This window comes from Agromyces mediolanus (assembly GCF_044917495.1).
In the GTDB taxonomy this organism is placed as follows: Bacteria; Actinomycetota; Actinomycetes; order Actinomycetales; family Microbacteriaceae; genus Agromyces; species Agromyces mediolanus_B.
The window spans coordinates 53,748-68,075 of sequence record NZ_JAVSSI010000015.1; the positions used below are offsets into that span (position 1 = coordinate 53,748).

At 73.4% G+C, this 14,328-nt stretch carries 14 protein-coding genes; 4 read left to right on the forward strand and 10 right to left on the reverse strand.

Annotation, left to right across the window (positions count from 1 at the left end; translation table 11 throughout):
- The first annotated feature begins 70 nt into the window (after positions 1-70).
- Positions 71-373 carry a DUF4229 domain-containing protein gene (locus ROT00_RS16580; protein ID WP_404776142.1) on the forward strand — a complete coding sequence of 101 codons (303 nt, stop codon included), beginning with the start codon at positions 71-73 and terminating at the stop codon, positions 371-373.
- A 108-nt stretch (positions 374-481) separates the two neighbouring features.
- On the opposite strand, the gene ROT00_RS16585 is transcribed toward ROT00_RS16580, so the two are convergent.
- From ROT00_RS16585 to ROT00_RS16595, 3 genes are read right to left on the reverse strand one after another with little or no spacing between them, the layout of a single operon-like run.
- Positions 482-1,474: a 1,4-dihydroxy-2-naphthoate polyprenyltransferase gene (locus ROT00_RS16585; protein WP_404776143.1), complete on the reverse strand. Its 993-nt coding sequence runs from the start codon at positions 1,472-1,474 to the stop codon at positions 482-484.
- Positions 1,475-1,497: 23 nt separating this feature from the next.
- The gene (locus ROT00_RS16590) at positions 1,498-2,709 is read right to left on the reverse strand and encodes an AMP-binding protein (RefSeq protein ID WP_404776144.1); all 1,212 of its coding nucleotides are present in this window, start codon (positions 2,707-2,709) and stop codon (positions 1,498-1,500) included.
- A 22-nt stretch (positions 2,710-2,731) separates the two neighbouring features.
- On the reverse strand, positions 2,732-3,682 hold the full coding sequence (locus tag ROT00_RS16595; RefSeq protein ID WP_404776145.1) for a 1,4-dihydroxy-2-naphthoyl-CoA synthase: 951 nt from the start codon (positions 3,680-3,682) through the stop codon (positions 2,732-2,734).
- Positions 3,683-3,736: 54 nt separating this feature from the next.
- Here ROT00_RS16595 and ROT00_RS16600 point away from each other — a divergent pair, with 54 nt between their 5' ends.
- Positions 3,737-4,750 carry an o-succinylbenzoate synthase gene (locus ROT00_RS16600; protein WP_404776146.1) on the forward strand — a complete coding sequence of 338 codons (1,014 nt, stop codon included), beginning with the start codon at positions 3,737-3,739 and terminating at the stop codon, positions 4,748-4,750.
- On the opposite strand, the gene ROT00_RS16605 is transcribed toward ROT00_RS16600, so the two are convergent.
- Positions 4,740-5,102: a MerR family transcriptional regulator gene (locus ROT00_RS16605; protein WP_404776147.1), complete on the reverse strand. Its 363-nt coding sequence runs from the start codon at positions 5,100-5,102 to the stop codon at positions 4,740-4,742. The genes ROT00_RS16600 and ROT00_RS16605 overlap by 11 nt on opposite strands.
- A 59-nt stretch (positions 5,103-5,161) precedes the next feature.
- On the opposite strand from ROT00_RS16605, the gene ROT00_RS16610 reads away from it, so the two are divergent.
- Positions 5,162-6,391, forward strand: a complete 1,230-nt coding sequence (locus ROT00_RS16610) for an MFS transporter (protein ID WP_404776148.1) — start codon at positions 5,162-5,164, stop codon at positions 6,389-6,391.
- Positions 6,392-6,558: 167 nt separating this feature from the next.
- Here the strand turns inward: ROT00_RS16610 and ccsB are convergent, their stop codons facing one another.
- From ccsB to ROT00_RS16635, 5 genes are read right to left on the reverse strand one after another with little or no spacing between them, the layout of a single operon-like run.
- A complete protein-coding gene (gene ccsB / locus ROT00_RS16615) occupies positions 6,559-7,611 on the reverse strand; it encodes a c-type cytochrome biogenesis protein CcsB (RefSeq protein ID WP_404776155.1) in 1,053 nt (350 codons plus the stop codon).
- A 54-nt stretch (positions 7,612-7,665) separates the two neighbouring features.
- Positions 7,666-9,414, reverse strand: coding sequence for a cytochrome c biogenesis protein ResB (gene resB, locus ROT00_RS16620; RefSeq protein WP_404776149.1), 1,749 nt, complete (start codon positions 9,412-9,414; stop codon positions 7,666-7,668).
- Entirely contained in the window at positions 9,392-10,144 is a 753-nt protein-coding gene (locus ROT00_RS16625) for a cytochrome c biogenesis CcdA family protein (RefSeq protein WP_404776150.1), read from the reverse strand. The genes resB and ROT00_RS16625 overlap by 23 nt, the downstream gene beginning before the upstream one ends.
- A 28-nt stretch (positions 10,145-10,172) precedes the next feature.
- Positions 10,173-10,769, reverse strand: a complete 597-nt coding sequence (locus tag ROT00_RS16630; RefSeq protein ID WP_404776151.1) for a TlpA family protein disulfide reductase — start codon at positions 10,767-10,769, stop codon at positions 10,173-10,175.
- Positions 10,769-11,422, reverse strand: a complete 654-nt coding sequence (locus tag ROT00_RS16635) for a histidine phosphatase family protein (RefSeq protein WP_404776152.1) — start codon at positions 11,420-11,422, stop codon at positions 10,769-10,771. Before ROT00_RS16635 ends, ROT00_RS16630 begins: the two co-directional genes overlap by 1 nt.
- Positions 11,423-11,499: 77 nt before the next feature.
- On the opposite strand from ROT00_RS16635, the gene aspS reads away from it, so the two are divergent.
- Positions 11,500-12,852, forward strand: coding sequence for an aspartate--tRNA(Asn) ligase (aspS, locus tag ROT00_RS16640; protein WP_404776153.1), 1,353 nt, complete (start codon positions 11,500-11,502; stop codon positions 12,850-12,852).
- A gap of 234 nt (positions 12,853-13,086) precedes the next feature.
- Here the strand turns inward: aspS and ROT00_RS16645 are convergent, their stop codons facing one another.
- Positions 13,087-13,815 carry an endonuclease domain-containing protein gene (locus tag ROT00_RS16645; protein ID WP_404776154.1) on the reverse strand — a complete coding sequence of 243 codons (729 nt, stop codon included), beginning with the start codon at positions 13,813-13,815 and terminating at the stop codon, positions 13,087-13,089.
- Positions 13,816-14,328: the final 513 nt, after the last annotated feature.

Genomic DNA, 14,328 nt, shown 5'->3' on the forward strand with positions numbered 1-14,328 from the left:
GGCGCGCCACATCACGGCAGGCTGGGAGCCCCCGCAGCCCGCGCTCAGCCGGCGCGCCTACACTGACAGGGTGAAATCGGTGCCCGTCTGGATCTGGTACACCGCGCTGCGCATCCTGCTCTTCGCGGTGCCCCTCGCCGTGCTGCTCATCGCGAACGTGAACGTGTGGGTGTCGACGCTCGTCGCGGCCGTCTTCGGCCTCAGCGCCTCCCTGATCTTCCTGCGGAAGCCGCGCGAGGCCCTCTCCGGCGACCTGTACGCCGCCCGGCACCGCGAGCAGCCGCTCGTGCGCGAGGACGACGCCGAAGAGGACGCGGCCGTCGAGGCCGTCGAGCACCCCGCGGAGTCCGCGGCGCCGAAGCGCGCCGAGTAGTCCGCACCGCCGCCGGCGGAGCGGCGCCGGCGGAGCGGCACCGGCGGAGCGGCACCGGCGGAGCGGCGCCGGCGGAGCGGCACCGGCGGCCGGGCTCCCCCGCGCCCCTCAGAGGGCGAAGACGAGCCCCAGCCCGACGCCGTACGCGAGCGCGGTGACGCTCGCGAGCTGCAGCGCGATGAGCAGCTCCCTGGCGGTGCGCGCCGAGATGACGATGACGCACGCCGGCAGCGCCGCGAGCAGGGCGAACAGCACGAGCCATCCGGCCGGGTAGAGCAGCGCCCAGAACGCGGCGATCCCGAACGGCGCGAGCATGAAGACGCAGAACAGGGCCCGGCCGACGGGCGCGCCGACGAGCACGGCGAGCGTGCGCTTGCCGGCCGTGCGGTCCTGCTCGACGTCGCGGAGGTTGTTCGCCATCAGCACGGCGCAGGCGAGGAGCCCCGCGCCGACGCCGCCCGACCAGGCCTCGAGGTTCACGTCGAGGGCCTGCACGTACGCGGAGCCGGCGGTGGCGACGAGCCCGAAGAAGACGAAGACGAACAGCTCGCCCAGCCCGGCGTAGCCGTAGGGGCGCTTGCCGCCGGTGTAGAACCAGGCGGCGACGATGGCCGCGGCGCCGACCGCGAGGAGCCACCACTGCTGGGTGATGACGACGAGCGCGAGGCCCGCGAGCGCGGCGATGCCGAGGAAGGCGAGCGCGACGGCGAGCACGTGCTTCGGCTTCGCGAGGCCCGAGCCGGTGAGGCGCGCGGGGCCCACGCGGTGGTCGTCGGTGCCGCGGATGCCGTCCGAGTAGTCGTTCGCGTAGTTCACGCCGATCTGCAGCGCGAGCGCGACGATGAGGGCGAGCACGGCGCGGGTCGGATGCCACGGGCCGTCCGCGATGGCGACGACGCCCGCGCCCGTGCCGAGCGCGACGGGCGCGACGGCGAGGGGCAGGGTGCGGAGGCGGGCGCCCGAGATCCAGTCGCCGACGGTCGCGGGACCGCGCGCGGCGACCGGGCCCTGGGCGGCGCGGGCGGGATTGCCGCTGCGGCCGTAGCTCTTCGCGCGGCGGATGACGGCGGGATCGGGGCGATGGGGCTTCTGGCGTACCACGGCCCTCAGCCTAGTTCCGCTGCCTATGCCCGCGCCGCGAGCAGCGCGGCGACGACCCGACGGTCGGGCTTGCCCGAGTCGAGGCGGGGCATCGACTCGAGCGCGGCGAGGCGCACCGGCCGGCCGGCCGGCGGCAGGCCCGCGGCGTCCACCGCGGCGGCCATCGCGGCGAGCTGCTCGCGCACGGCGTCGTCGCCGCGACCGGCGAGCGCGCTGGCCTCGACGGCGACGCCGGGACGCTCGCCCCACTCCCCGTCGCGCACGGCGACGACGACCGCCTCGGCGAAGCCCGCCAGTCCTCGGATCGCCCGCTCGACCTCGCCGAGCGCGACCTTCACCCCGCCGGAGATCACCACGTCGTCGGCGCGTCCCCGGATCCGCAGCCGCCCGTCGTCGAGCAGCTCGCCGAGGTCGCCCGTGCGGTACCAGCGTTCGCCGCGCTCGACGAGGAAGGCGCGCGCGGTGCGCTCCGGGTCGCCGAGGTAGCCGCTCGCGAGCGTCGGCCCGCCGAGCTGCACCTCGCCGTCGACGACGCGCACCCGCACCCCCTCGAGGGCCCGGCCGTCGTAGACGCATCCGCCCGCCGTCTCGCTGGAGCCGTAGGTGCGCACGATCCGCGCGCCGAGCGCCTCGGCGCGTTCGGCGAGCTCCGCGCCGAGCGCCTGCCCGCCGACGAGCACGGCGTCGAAGGAGCGCAGCGCGGCCGCGACGAAGGGGTCGCGATCGGCGCCGTCGACGAGCCGGGCCAGCTGCACCGGCACGAGCGAGGCGTAGTGCGGCATGCCCGGGAGCATCGTCGCGGCGGCGGCCGCGAAGCCCGCCGCGGTGAACCCGCCCTCGGGCACGCTGACGGGGTCGAGCCCGGCGAGCTCCGAGCGCACGAGCACCTGCGCCCCGGCGATGTAGTGCCCGGGCAGGGCGAGGAGCCACTGCCCGTGCCCGCCGAGCGCCTCGTGCGTGGCCTCGGCGCTCGCGACGAGCGCGTCGGCCGTGAGCGCGACCCGCTTCGGCGCGGCCGTCGAGCCACTCGTCTCGACGACGAGCGCGACCGCGTCATCGACCTCGCGGAGCTCGGCCGGCAGCGCGGCGGATGCCCCGGCGCCGGATGCCTCGTCGGCCGACGCGGCCCCGAGGTCCGGGACCGGCCAGACCGCCGGACCGCCCTCGAGCGCGGCGGCGAGCGCCGCGCGCAGCCGCGCGAGATCCGAGGCGGGAACCCGCTGGAGCGGTTTCACCGTCGGCCCGCGCGTGAGCGACTCAGAAGTGCCACGGGTACGGCCCCCAGTCGGGCGCGCGCTTCTCGAGGAACGCGTCGCGGCCCTCGACCGCCTCGTCGGTGCCGTAGGCCAGGCGCGTCGCCTCGCCCGCGAACACCTGCTGGCCGACCATGCCGTCGTCGACGGCGTTGAACGCGAACTTCAGCATGCGGATCGCGGTCGGCGACTTGGTGAGGATCGTGCGCGCCATCGCGATCGCCTCGCGCTCGAGCTCGGCGTGCGGCACGACGCGGTTCACGGCGCCCATCTCGTAGGCGCGCTCGGCGGAGTACTCCTCGGCGAGGAAGAACACCTCGCGCGCGAACTTCTGCCCGATCTGCCGGGCGAAGTAGGCGGAGCCGTAGCCCGCGTCGAAGGAGCCGACGTCGGCATCCGTCTGCTTGAACCGCCCGTGCTCGCGGCTCGCGATCGTGAGATCGCAGACGACGTGCAGCGAGTGCCCGCCGCCCGCGGCCCAGCCCGGGACGACCGCGATCACGACCTTCGGCATGAAGCGGATGAGGCGCTGCACCTCGAGGATGTGCAGGCGCCCGACGGCGGCGTGGCCGTGCGGGTCGGCGGTGCCGCCCGCGCCGTCGACGATCGCGGTCTCGGCGTCGGAGTACTTGTACCCGTCGCGGCCGCGGATGCGCTGGTCGCCGCCGGAGCAGAACGCCCAGCCGCCGTCCTTCCCGCTCGGGCCGTTGCCGGTGAGCAGCACGACGCCGATGCGCGGGTTCGTGCGCGCGTCCTCGAGGGCGCGGTAGAGCTCGTCGACCGTGTGCGGGCGGAACGCGTTGCGCACCTCGGGACGGTCGAAGGCCACGCGGGCGATGCGCCCGTCCTTCGAGTGGTGGTACGTGAGGTCGGTGAAGCCCTCGGGCCCCGCGAGTGCGGGCGCGGCATCCACCCACTCGCTCGGATCGAACAGCTCGGACACCTCGGCGCTCATGCCCTCCAGCCTATTCCCGCTGCGGGTCCGCCCGGGGTGCGCGAGACTGGGCGCATGGACCAGCCCGCCTCGCCGCTCCCGCCGCTCCCGCGCCCGTCGCTGCAGGACCTCCTCGCCACCGCCCGGGTCGTCGCACTGCCGCTCGTGACGCGCTTCCGCGGCATCGACGTGCGCGAGGCGCTGCTCCTCGAGGGCCCGGAGGGCTGGTCGGAGTTCAGTCCCTTCGCCGAGTACGACGACGCCGAGGCCGCCGTCTGGCTGGCCGCCGCGATCGACTTCGGCTGGTCGGCGCCGCCGGCGCCGCTCCGGGACCGGATCCCGGTGAACGCGACGGTGCCCGCCGTCGACCCCGACAGCGTGCCCGCCGTGCTCGCCCGCTTCCCCGGCTGCCGCACGGCGAAGGTCAAGGTCGCCGGCCTCGATCAGACCCTCGCGCAGGACGTCGCCCGCGTCGCCGCGGTGCGCCGCGCGCTCGGGCCGGAGGGTCGGGTGCGGCTCGACGCGAACGGCGGCTGGACGGTCGACGAGGCCGAGCGCGCCGTGCACGCCCTCGCCGAGTACGACCTGGAGTACCTCGAGCAGCCCTGCGCGACCGTGCCCGAGCTCGCCGAGATCCGCGAGCGCACCGCGTACCTGGGCATCCCCGTCGCGGCCGACGAGAGCGTGCGCCGGGCCGCCGATCCCCTCGCGGTCGCGGAGGCGGGGGCTGCGGACCTCCTCGTGGTGAAGGCGGCGCCGCTCGGCGGCATCCGCCGGGCGCTCGGCATCGTCGGGCGCGCCGGCCTGCCGGTGAACGTGTCGAGCGCGCTCGACACGAGCGTCGGGCTCGCGATGGGCGCCCACCTCGCCGCGGTGATCCCCGAGCTCGACTACGACTGCGGGCTCGGCACCGCCTCGCTGCTGGCGGCGGATGTCACGGCCGACCCGCTGCTGCCGGAGGACGGGGCCGTGCCGGTGCGCCGGGTCGTGCCCGACGCCGAGCTGCTCGAACGGCACGCGGCCGACGCGGAGCGCACGGCCTGGTGGCTGGCCCGCCTCGAGCGCTGCTTCGCGCTCCTCAGCCGGTGATCGTCGCGCGGTCGAGGTAGGCGCTGATCGCGTCCCGGTTGCGCGCGAGGCAGCCGATGCGCTGCTCGAGCTGCGCGCGCCGCTCGGCGAGGGTCTCGGCGAGCGCCTTCGCGATGACCGGCGCCTCGACGAAGGAGGTGCTCGCGAGGCAGGGCAGCATGTCGAGGATCACCGCGGTGGGGATGCCGGCCTCGATGAGCCCGCGCACCTGGTTCACCCGCTCGACGGCGCCGTCGGGGTAGTCGCGGTACCCGTTCGTCTCGCGGCGCGAGGAGACGAGCCCCTGCTCCTCGTAGTAGCGGAGCAGCCGGGTGGAGACCCCGGTGCGGTCCGCGAGCTCACCGATGCGCATGTGCTTCTCCTTCGTCCGACTTGACCTTCACACTAGTGTCAAGGTTTCAGACTGGCGACATGACCGCACCGATCACCGACTCCACCCCCGCCGTCGAGCCGCGGCGGGCCGGCGAGGCATCCGCCGCCCCCGGCCGCCGGCTGCCCTACAACGCGCTCCTCGCCCTCGCCGCGATCGTCTTCACCGGCGTCGTGACCGAGATCATGCCGGCGGGGCTGCTGCCGCTCATGAGCGCCGAGCTCGGCGTCTCCGAATCGCAGATCGGCTCGCTCGTCGCGGTCTACGCCCTGACCACCGCGGTGACGGCCATCCCGCTCACGGCGCTCACCCGGGGCATCCCGCGCAAGCCGCTGCTGCTCGCCCTCGTCACGGGCTTCGTCCTCGTGAACGCCGCGACCGCCCTCGCGGGCGACTACCTCACCATCCTCATCGCAAGGGTCGTGGGCGGCATGCTCGCCGGACTCCTCTGGGCGATGGCCGCGGGCTACGCCATGCGCATGGTGGCGCCCGCGCACTCGGGCCGGGCGCTGTCGGTGGCCATGGTCGGCACCCCGCTCGCCTTCGCCTTCGGGCTGCCGATCGCGACGAGCCTCGGCGGTGCGCTCGGCTGGCGCGCCGCCTTCGCCCTGATGGCGGCGCTCGCCGCCGGACTCGCGATCTGGGCGGCGGTCTCGCTGCCCGCCTTCCGCGGGGAGCGCGGCGCCGAGCGCCCGGGCCTCTGGCGGGTGCTGCGTCTGCCGGGGCTCACCGCGGTGCTCGCGACGACGGCCGCGTTCGTGCTCGCGCACAACGTCGCCTACACCTACATCGCCCCGCTCACGGTCGCCTCGGGGGTCGCCGCGCACCTCGACCTCGCCCTGCTGCTCTTCGGCGTCTTCGCGGTCGCCGGCGTGCTCACCGCCGGCGCGCTCGTCGACCGGCACCTGCGCGCCATGGTGCTGATCTCGGCGGCGGTGCTCGGCGCGGCGATGGTCGCGATCGGGCTCGCGACGGCGGAACCGGTGGTCGTGCTCGTCGCGATCGCGTTCTGGGGTCTCGCCTACGGCGGTGCGCCGACGCTGCTGCAGGCCGCCCCCGCGCGGATCGCCGGTCAGGCGGCCGACGTCGCGCAGTCGATGGTCGTCGCCACGTGGAACGGCTCGATCGCCGTGGGCGCCCTCATCGGCGGCGCCGCGCTCGACGCGCTCGGCATCGGCTCGCTGCCCTGGCTCGCGCTCGGGCTCGTGGCGCTCGCCGGGCTCATCGCGGCGAGCGTGCGCACCGCGTTCGCCCCGCTGCCCCGCGCCTGATCACCGCCGAGCCCAGCTCACCGCCAGCCCAGCTCACCGCCGAGGGGGTCGCATTCCGACATCCGCACGCCTGAGAAGCCGGCGGGATGTCGGGAAGCGACCCCCTCGAGGTGCGGGGAAGCGCGGGTGCGGGGAAGCGCAGGCGCGCGGAAGCGCGGGCGCTCGGCTCAGAGCCCGGAGTAGGCGTGCAGCCCCTTGAAGAAGAGGTTCACCACGGTGAAGTTGAACAGCACCGTCGAGAAGCCGATGATCGCGAGCCACGCCGACCGCGAGCCGCGCCAGCCGCGCGTCGCCCGGGCGTGGATGTAGCCGGCGTAGACCACCCAGATGATGAAGGTCCACACCTCCTTGGTGTCCCAGCCCCAGTAGCGGCCCCACGCGTTCTCGGCCCAGATCGCACCGGCCATGAGGGTGAAGGTCCAGAGGATGAAGCCGACGATCGTGACCCGGTACGCGAGGTTCTCGAGCGTGACCGAGTCGGGCAGGGTCGCGAGGAACGACTTCTTCGCGGCCTTCGCCGAGGCCACGAGCGACTCCCGTCGCGACTGCATGAGCTGCACCACCGAGAGCGCGAAGCTGAGCGCGAAGAAGCCGACCGATGCGGTCGCCACGAACACGTGGATGACGAGCCAGATCGACTGCAGGGCCGGCGGCAGCGGCACCACGGAGACGTAGAAGTTCACGGTCGCGACGCCGAGCAGCACGAGCACGAGCCCGGTGACGAAGGTGCCGAGGAAGCGCAGGTCGTGCTTCGCGACGACGAGCACGACGAGGAAGACGGTCGTGATGATGAGCGTGCCGGTGAGGGCGAACTCGTACATGTTGGCCCACGGCACCCGGCCCGCGGCGAAGCCGCGCAGCACGGTCGCCGAGAGGTGCAGCAGCCAGGCGACGACGGTCATCGCGACGCCGACGCGCAGCGCCGGCGAGCGGCCGTAGGCGACGCTCGCGCCGTCGGCGGTGGCGCTGCGCCAGCGGGAGACCCGGCCGGTCGACGCGTCGGAGCCGGAAGCGGTGCCGGTGCCGCCGGCCGCAGCCTGCGCCGCGGCCTTCGCCGAGGCGGCCTGCAGCACGCCGACCTTCTCGCGCTCGGCGGCCGGCTGCTCGGCGGCCACGCCGCCCGCGAGTGCGGCCGCGTCATCCGCCGCCTTGGCCGCGGCGGCCCCGCGCCTCGCCAGGTCGATCGAGAAGGCGATGAAGGCGATGGCGTACACGGCCATGGCCGAGTACACGCTGAGCACTGAGATTTCATCGAGGCTGGGCACGGATCTACCTTACGTCGTGGGCTTCGCGGTGTCTTGGGGGGTCTCGGCATCGGCGACAGGGCCGGCGAGCTTGTCGGCGAGGGCGGTGACCGCCGCCTCGAGTCCCGGGTCCTCGCCGCGCGCGAGACCGGCGAACTCGATCACCCGGGTGCCGTCGCGACGCGTCGCGACCTTCACCCACATCCGGCGCCGGGGCACGAAGAGCGAGGCGAGGAGGCCGGCGAGGATCAGGATGGCGAACACGAGCACCCAGCCCTGGGTCGGGTCGTGGTGGATGTCGAAGGAGGCGAATCGCTTCACCGACTGCTCGTAGTCGCGGTCGGCGGGGCTCCCGGCCGGGACGGCGGGCGCGGCATCCGGACTGTCGTCGACGAACTCGACCGTGCCGCGGCCGCCCGGCAGCTCGGTCTGCTCGCCCGGCTTCAGCTCGATCGAGTCGACGCCCGTCTCGCCGCCGGTGAGCTGGTCCATGCCCGAGGGATCGAGCGTGTACACCGAGGTCGGGGTGCCGCTGTTGATGCCGAGGTCGCCCTCGTACACGTTCAGCGTCAGCACGGGAAGCACGAGGTCGGGGTAGGTGGAGGCGTAGGCGCCCGAGCCGAGCACGTCCTGCGTCGGGTAGAAGAAGCCGACCATGCCGAGCTGCTCCTCGAGTCCGTCGGGCACCTTCACGACGCCGATGGAGGTGAGGTTCGCGTCCTGCGGCAGGAACGGCACCGCGTCGTCGAAGACGATCTCGCCCTCAGGGTCGCGGACGACGATGTGCGGCGCATAGCCGTTGCCGAGCAGGAAGACGTCGGTGCCGTGCGTGCGCAACGGCTCGTTCACCTTCACCTGCCCCTCCTCGGCCGCGCCCGAGCGGTCGGTGACCGTGACGTGCGCGGTGAAGTCGATCGGCTGGCCGAGCGCGTCCTGGTTCTGCGTCTCGTAGACGGCATCGAGCTCGCCGAGCGAGAGCTTGTACGGCGCGAGCGAGGTCGGGTCGAAGAAGCGGCCCGGGTTGAAGGAGTCGAACGCGGCGAGGGTGTTCACGAAGGACTGCCCCTCGACGATCACCCGCTGACCGGCGAAGCCGAAGCCGCCGCCCACGCCGACGGCGAGCAGCACGCCGAGCATCGCCGTGTGGAACACGAGGTTCCCGGTCTCGCGGAGGTACCCGCGCTCGGCCGAGACGCTCGGCTCGCCGCGCAGCTCGTAGCGCTCGACGCGGTAGCGCGCCTGCTTCAGGAGCTTCGTCGCCTCGGCGACGGCGGTCTCGGCATCCACCCCGTCCGGCAGGGGGCGCTCCGTGTAGCCGGCGAGCCGGCCGAGCCGCACCGGCGTGCGCGGCGGCCGGGCGCGCATCGCCTCGAAGTGGTGCTTCGTGCGCGGGATGATGCAGCCGATCAGCGATACGAACAGCAGCAGGTACACCGCCGAGAACCACGCCGAGCTGTACACGTCGAACATCTGGAACGTGTCGAGGACGGGCGCCGTGTCCGGGTGGTCGGTGAAGTACTGGGTGACGCCGTTCGGGTCGCTCGAGCGCTGCGGCACGAGGGACCCCGGCACCGCCGCGATCGCGAGCAGCAGGAGCAGCAGGATGGCGGTGCGCATGCTCGTGAGCTGGCGCCAGCCGAAGCGGAGCCAGCCGACGAAGCCGAGCTTCGGCTGCGAGAGGCCGCCGTCGCCCGGCGCGGGCTCCGGCGAGTCGAAGTGGTCGGCCGGCCGCAGCGGGTCGACGCCGCCGTCGCGGTCAGAGGACGAGGTCGATACCACTCATCACCCCTTGCAGATCGCTCATCCACGCGGTCCAGAGCCCGGACACCATGATCACGCCGATCAGGATGAGCAGGCCGCCGCCGATGAGGTTGATGGTGCGGATGTGCCGGCGCAGGAACGCCAGCGCCCCGGTCGCCCAGCCGAAGCCGAGCGCGACGAGGAGGAACGGGATGCCGAGGCCGATGCAGTAGGCGAGGCCGAGGAGGGCGCCCCGCCACACCGACTCGGCGTTCAGGCTGAGGCTCAGCACCGCGGCGAGCGCCGGGCCGATGCACGGCGTCCAGCCGATGCCGAAGACGACCCCGAGCAGCGGCGCGCCCGCGAGGCCCGTCGCCGGTCGCCAGCTCGGCTTCAGCTGCCGCTGCAGGAAGGTGAACTGGCCGACGAAGACGAGGCCCATCACGATCATGACCACGCCGAGCACGCGGGTGATCGGGTCCTGCCAGGCCCGGAGCCAGGCGCCCGCGGCCCCGGCGAGCGAGGTGTAGACGAGGAAGACGACGGTGAAGCCGGCGATGAAGAGCAGCACGCCGAGGAGGAGCCGTCGGCGGTTGCGCCGTTCCGCGACGGCGTCGGCCGAGGCGTCGGTGAAGCCGCCGAGGTAGCCGAGGTAGCCGGGCACGAGCGGGAGCACGCACGGGGAGAGGAAGGAGATGACGCCCGCCGCCATCGCGATCGGGATCGCCACGAGCAGCTGGCCGCTGAAGACGAGCTCGCCGGGCGTCATCGCCGGCCTCCGGGATCGCTCACGTGCGTCACTGCTCCTCGAGGAGCGTGTCGACGAGGCCGCGGAGGATCGAGGCATCCTGCAGCTGGCCGAGCACGCGCGCCGCCACCCGGCCCTGGCGGTCGAGCACGAGCGTCGTCGGCACCGCCGCGGGCGGCACGTCGCCCGCGAAGGCGAGCTGGGCGTCGCCCGAGTCGACGTCGAGGATCGAGGGGTAGTGCACCCCGTAGTCCTGCTCGAAGGAGTTCGCCGTGCCGGCCTGGTCGCGCACGTTCACCCCGACGAAGGCGACCTCGCCCGCGCCCGAGTCGTACTCCTCGTAGACGTCCTGCAGGATCGGCGCCTCGACGCGGCACGGGGCGCAGCCCGCGTACCAGAAGTTCACGACCGTCACGTCGCCGACGGTGTCGGCGGAATCGAAGTCGCCGCCGTCGACCGTGGTGCCGGAGAAGGAGACGGGCTCGCCGCGCGAGGCCTCGTCGAACTCGGAGATGGTGCCGTCGCCGGCGATGTAGTTCTTGCCGCTGCCCTCGCGGTACTGCTCGGCGAGGGGGTCGCTCGTGCAGCCGGCCAGCACCACGACGGAGGCCGCCGCGAGGGCGATCGCTGCCGTCAGCTTCTTCATCACACTGCTCCTACGTCGCTCGCGCCGGCCGCGAGGGCGGCGGCGGGGTCCCGGTACCCGATCTCGACGAGGCCGCGCGCCGCCGACGAGGAGGGCTCGAGCGTCGTGATGCTCGACAGCGCGCAGCGGCGCCGCCTCGGGTCGTGCGCGAGCGGCTGCCCGGCGAGGTGCAGGTGGGTCATCCAGATCGGCATCTGGTGGCTCACGACGACGACGTCGCCGCCGTCGACGGATGCCGAGGCGTCCACGATCGCGGCGACCATCCGCGCGACGACGGCCCGGTACGGCTCGCCCCAGCCGGGGCGCCAGGGGTTCATCAGCGCCGGCCAGTTCGCGGGCCTGCGCAGGGAGCCGCCGGGGCCGCGCATCCGCGTGCCCTCGAAGCGGTTCGTCGGCTCGATGACCCGTTCGTCGATGATCGGCTCGAGCCCGAAGGCGGCCGCGATCGGCGCGGCGGACTCGCGGGTGCGCTGGAGCGGCGAGACGACGAGCGCGCTCACGGGGCGCTCCCGGGCGACGAGGTCGGCCGCGGCGGCCTCCGCCATGCGGTGACCGAGGGCGGAGAGCCCGTAGCCGGGGAGCCGACCGTAGAGCACGCCCTGGGGGTTCGACACCTCGCCATGGCGCACGAGATGGATCTGCTCGGCCGGCACGGGTCCAAGTCTAGGTTGGCGTTCCCTTTGAATCCGCCGAGACTCCGCCTTCGGCGGCACGCCGGTAGGATAGTGCGGTGACTCACCGCACCCTCATCAAGGACCTTGCCGCGCTGCCCGACGGCCCCGTGACCGTCGCCGGATGGGTGGAGACCGTTCGCGATCAGAAGAAGGTGCAGTTCATCATCCTGCGCGACGAGTCGGGCGCCGCCCAGCTCGTGAACCCGGCGACGCGCGAGCTCGCCGAGGGCGAGGCGCCCGAGTCGGGGCCCGGCTCCGCGGCCGCCCTCGCGCTGACCGAGACGATCTCGGCGCTCTCGCACGGCACCTTCGTGCGCGTGACCGGCGAGCTGAAGCACGACGAGCGCGTGAAGCTCGGCGGGCTCGAGGTGAAGATCGCCGCCCTCGAGGTCGTGAGCGAGGCGCTCGAGACCCCCATCGCCGCCGACTCCTCGCTCGACAAGCGGCTCGACTGGCGCTTCCTCGACCTGCGTCAGCCGAAGCAGAGCCTCATCTTCCGGGTGCAGACGACCTTCCTGCACGCGCTGCGCAACGTCTGGGTGGAGAAGGGCTTCATCGAGATCCAGACCCCGAAGCTCATGGCGAGCGCCTCCGAGTCGCGCGCCGAGCTGTTCCAGCTCGAGTACTTCGAGACCGTCGCCTACCTCGCCCAGAGCCCGCAGTTCTTCAAGCAGATGGCGCAGTCGGCCGGCTTCGGCGGCATCTTCGAGGTCGGCCCGGCGTTCCGCGCCGACCCTTCGTTCACCTCGCGGCACGCGACGGAGTTCACCTCGGTCGACACCGAGTTCAGCTGGATCGACTCGCACGAAGACGTGATGGCGCTGCACGAGGAGCTCATGGTCGCCGGCTTCCAGGCCGTCGCCGACAAGCACGGCGACGAGATCCGCGAGCTCTTCGACGTCGAGATCACGGTGCCGCAGCGCCCGTTCCCGCGCATCCCGCTCGCCGAGGCGAAGCGCATCGTCGCCGAGCAGGGCTACGTCATCCCGCGCGCCGACGACGACATGGACCCCGAGGGCGAGCGCCGCATCTCGCAGTACGTGCGCGAGACGTACGGCCACGAGTTCGTCTTCCTCACCGACTACGCGTCGAGCATCCGGCCGTTCTACCACATGCGTCACGAGGGCGACCCGTCGCTCACGAACTCCTACGACCTGATCTTCAACGGCGTCGAGATCTCGACGGGCGCGCAGCGCGAGCACCGCATCGAGGTGCTCGAGGCGCAGGCCCGCGAGAAGGGCCTCGAGCCCGAGGAGCTGTCGTTCTACCTCGACTTCTTCCGCTACGGGGTTCCCCCGCACGGCGGCTTCGGCATGGGCCTCGCGCGCGTGCTGATGCTGATGCTCGGCGAGTCGTCGATCCGGGAGACGACGTACCTGTTCCGCGGCCCGACCCGCCTGCTGCCCTAAGCACCCCGCACCGGCCGGCCGGGCGGCCGGGCTCTCGCCGCCGCGAAGTCGCGCGAATGGCGCGTTCCGGAGGCTGACCAACGCAGTTCGCGCGACTCCACGATATGAAGTCGCTCGAGTGGCTGTTGACGCTGGGCCCGAGGGACGAGTTGCGCGACTTCGCGGGGGGCGGGGGCGGGGCGTCAGCATCGAGGCACCGAGGCACCGTCGGCCGAGCCGGCATCCGGCGAGTACTCATGCGTCCGACCGCCATCCGGCCAGGACGAGTGCCTCTCGCACGCGCTCGATCTGACGTGCACGCCGCTCGCCCCGGTGCTGCTTGGTGAACCGGATGACGCGCCAGCCCGCGCGCGCGAAGTCGTCGAGCCGGTCGAGATCCCGAGCGAACTGTCCGTCGTCGGTGCGGTGCTGCTCGCCGTCGTACTCGACCAGCACCCGCCATCGCGCGTAGGCGAGGTCGCCGATGCCGAGAAATCCGCCGTCCGCATCGAGAATGCGTGGATTGACCTCCGGCTCCGGCAGGCCGGCGGCGACGAGATCCAGTCTGAGCAGGGTTTCCTGCGGGGAGTCGGTGCCCGCCCGGATCTCGTGGGCGGCGCGCACGAGCGCGCGATGACCGCGGCGGCCGGCGCGCTGCTCCACGGCGAGCGCGACCCGCTCGGGGGTGGCGAGTGGCGCGTGCCGCCGAAGCAAGCCGTCGCCCGCGACGACGAGTTCGCGCTGAGATGCGAGCGCGGCGAGTTGACACCAGGCCACTTCCGCCGCGACGACCGGCAGCCCGCCGACGGTGGTGAGCTGGATCCCGCGCGGCGAGAGGCGATGCCCTCGCACGCCGCGGCCGCGAGGAAGCGCTGCCGGGAGGAAGTCGGCCACATCGATGCGGTCGTCGATGAGGCGGCTGGGCACCGGGATGCCGAGGAGCCGGCATGCCGTGACGTGGCTGAACACCTGCCCCGGCTTCATGGTGAGAAGTTTCGCCGCGCAGCGGTCGGCGAGGCCCTGCGCCCCGCTCCGCGCCATCCGCACGCCGTGGAACGGCCGGGCGAGGTCGCTTCCCCGTAGCCGTCCGGCTCGCACTCCGGCGGCAGCCGCCGCCGCGACGGTGAACGGGCCGGTGCTGAGGGCGGGTGGGAGTGGGGATCGCCGAGGCATCTCCCAAGGCTGCACGGGGATCCTCTCTCGCGAAGCGCTCTGCGAGGGAGGCGTGGAAATCGTCGGGGCCGGCGCGGCTGTGGAGGACGGACGCGATACCCGGCCCGGCCGGGCGTCCCGCGGGGACCTCCCCAACTACGGAGTCGCGCGAAGTGCTCGTAGGACGCACCTCATCCGACGGTTTGCGTGACTCCATGGGGTGGAGTCGCGCGAATGGCTGCGCAGTCGCGCGGGGAAGGACCGTTTGCGCGACTTCGGAGCGTCGAGGGCGGGGGCAGGGGCCGGGCGGGGGCAGGGGCCGGGCGGGGGCGGGGCGGGCAGCCG

Excerpts from the sequence above, each read along its gene's own strand:
- ROT00_RS16595 (WP_404776145.1), bottom strand. The coding sequence starts at position 3,682 with ATGAGCGCCGAGGTGTCCGAGCTGTTCGATCCGAGCGAGTGGGTGGAT.
- ROT00_RS16600 (WP_404776146.1), top strand. The coding sequence starts at position 3,737 with ATGGACCAGCCCGCCTCGCCGCTCCCGCCGCTCCCGCGCCCGTCGCTG.
- ROT00_RS16605 (WP_404776147.1), bottom strand. The coding sequence starts at position 5,102 with ATGCGCATCGGTGAGCTCGCGGACCGCACCGGGGTCTCCACCCGGCTG.
- ROT00_RS16610 (WP_404776148.1), top strand. The coding sequence starts at position 5,162 with ATGACCGCACCGATCACCGACTCCACCCCCGCCGTCGAGCCGCGGCGG.
- ccsB (WP_404776155.1), bottom strand. The coding sequence starts at position 7,611 with ATGGCCGTGTACGCCATCGCCTTCATCGCCTTCTCGATCGACCTGGCG.
- ROT00_RS16625 (WP_404776150.1), bottom strand. The coding sequence starts at position 10,144 with ATGACGCCCGGCGAGCTCGTCTTCAGCGGCCAGCTGCTCGTGGCGATC.
- ROT00_RS16630 (WP_404776151.1), bottom strand. The coding sequence starts at position 10,769 with ATGAAGAAGCTGACGGCAGCGATCGCCCTCGCGGCGGCCTCCGTCGTG.
- ROT00_RS16645 (WP_404776154.1), bottom strand. The coding sequence starts at position 13,815 with ATGAAGCCGGGGCAGGTGTTCAGCCACGTCACGGCATGCCGGCTCCTC.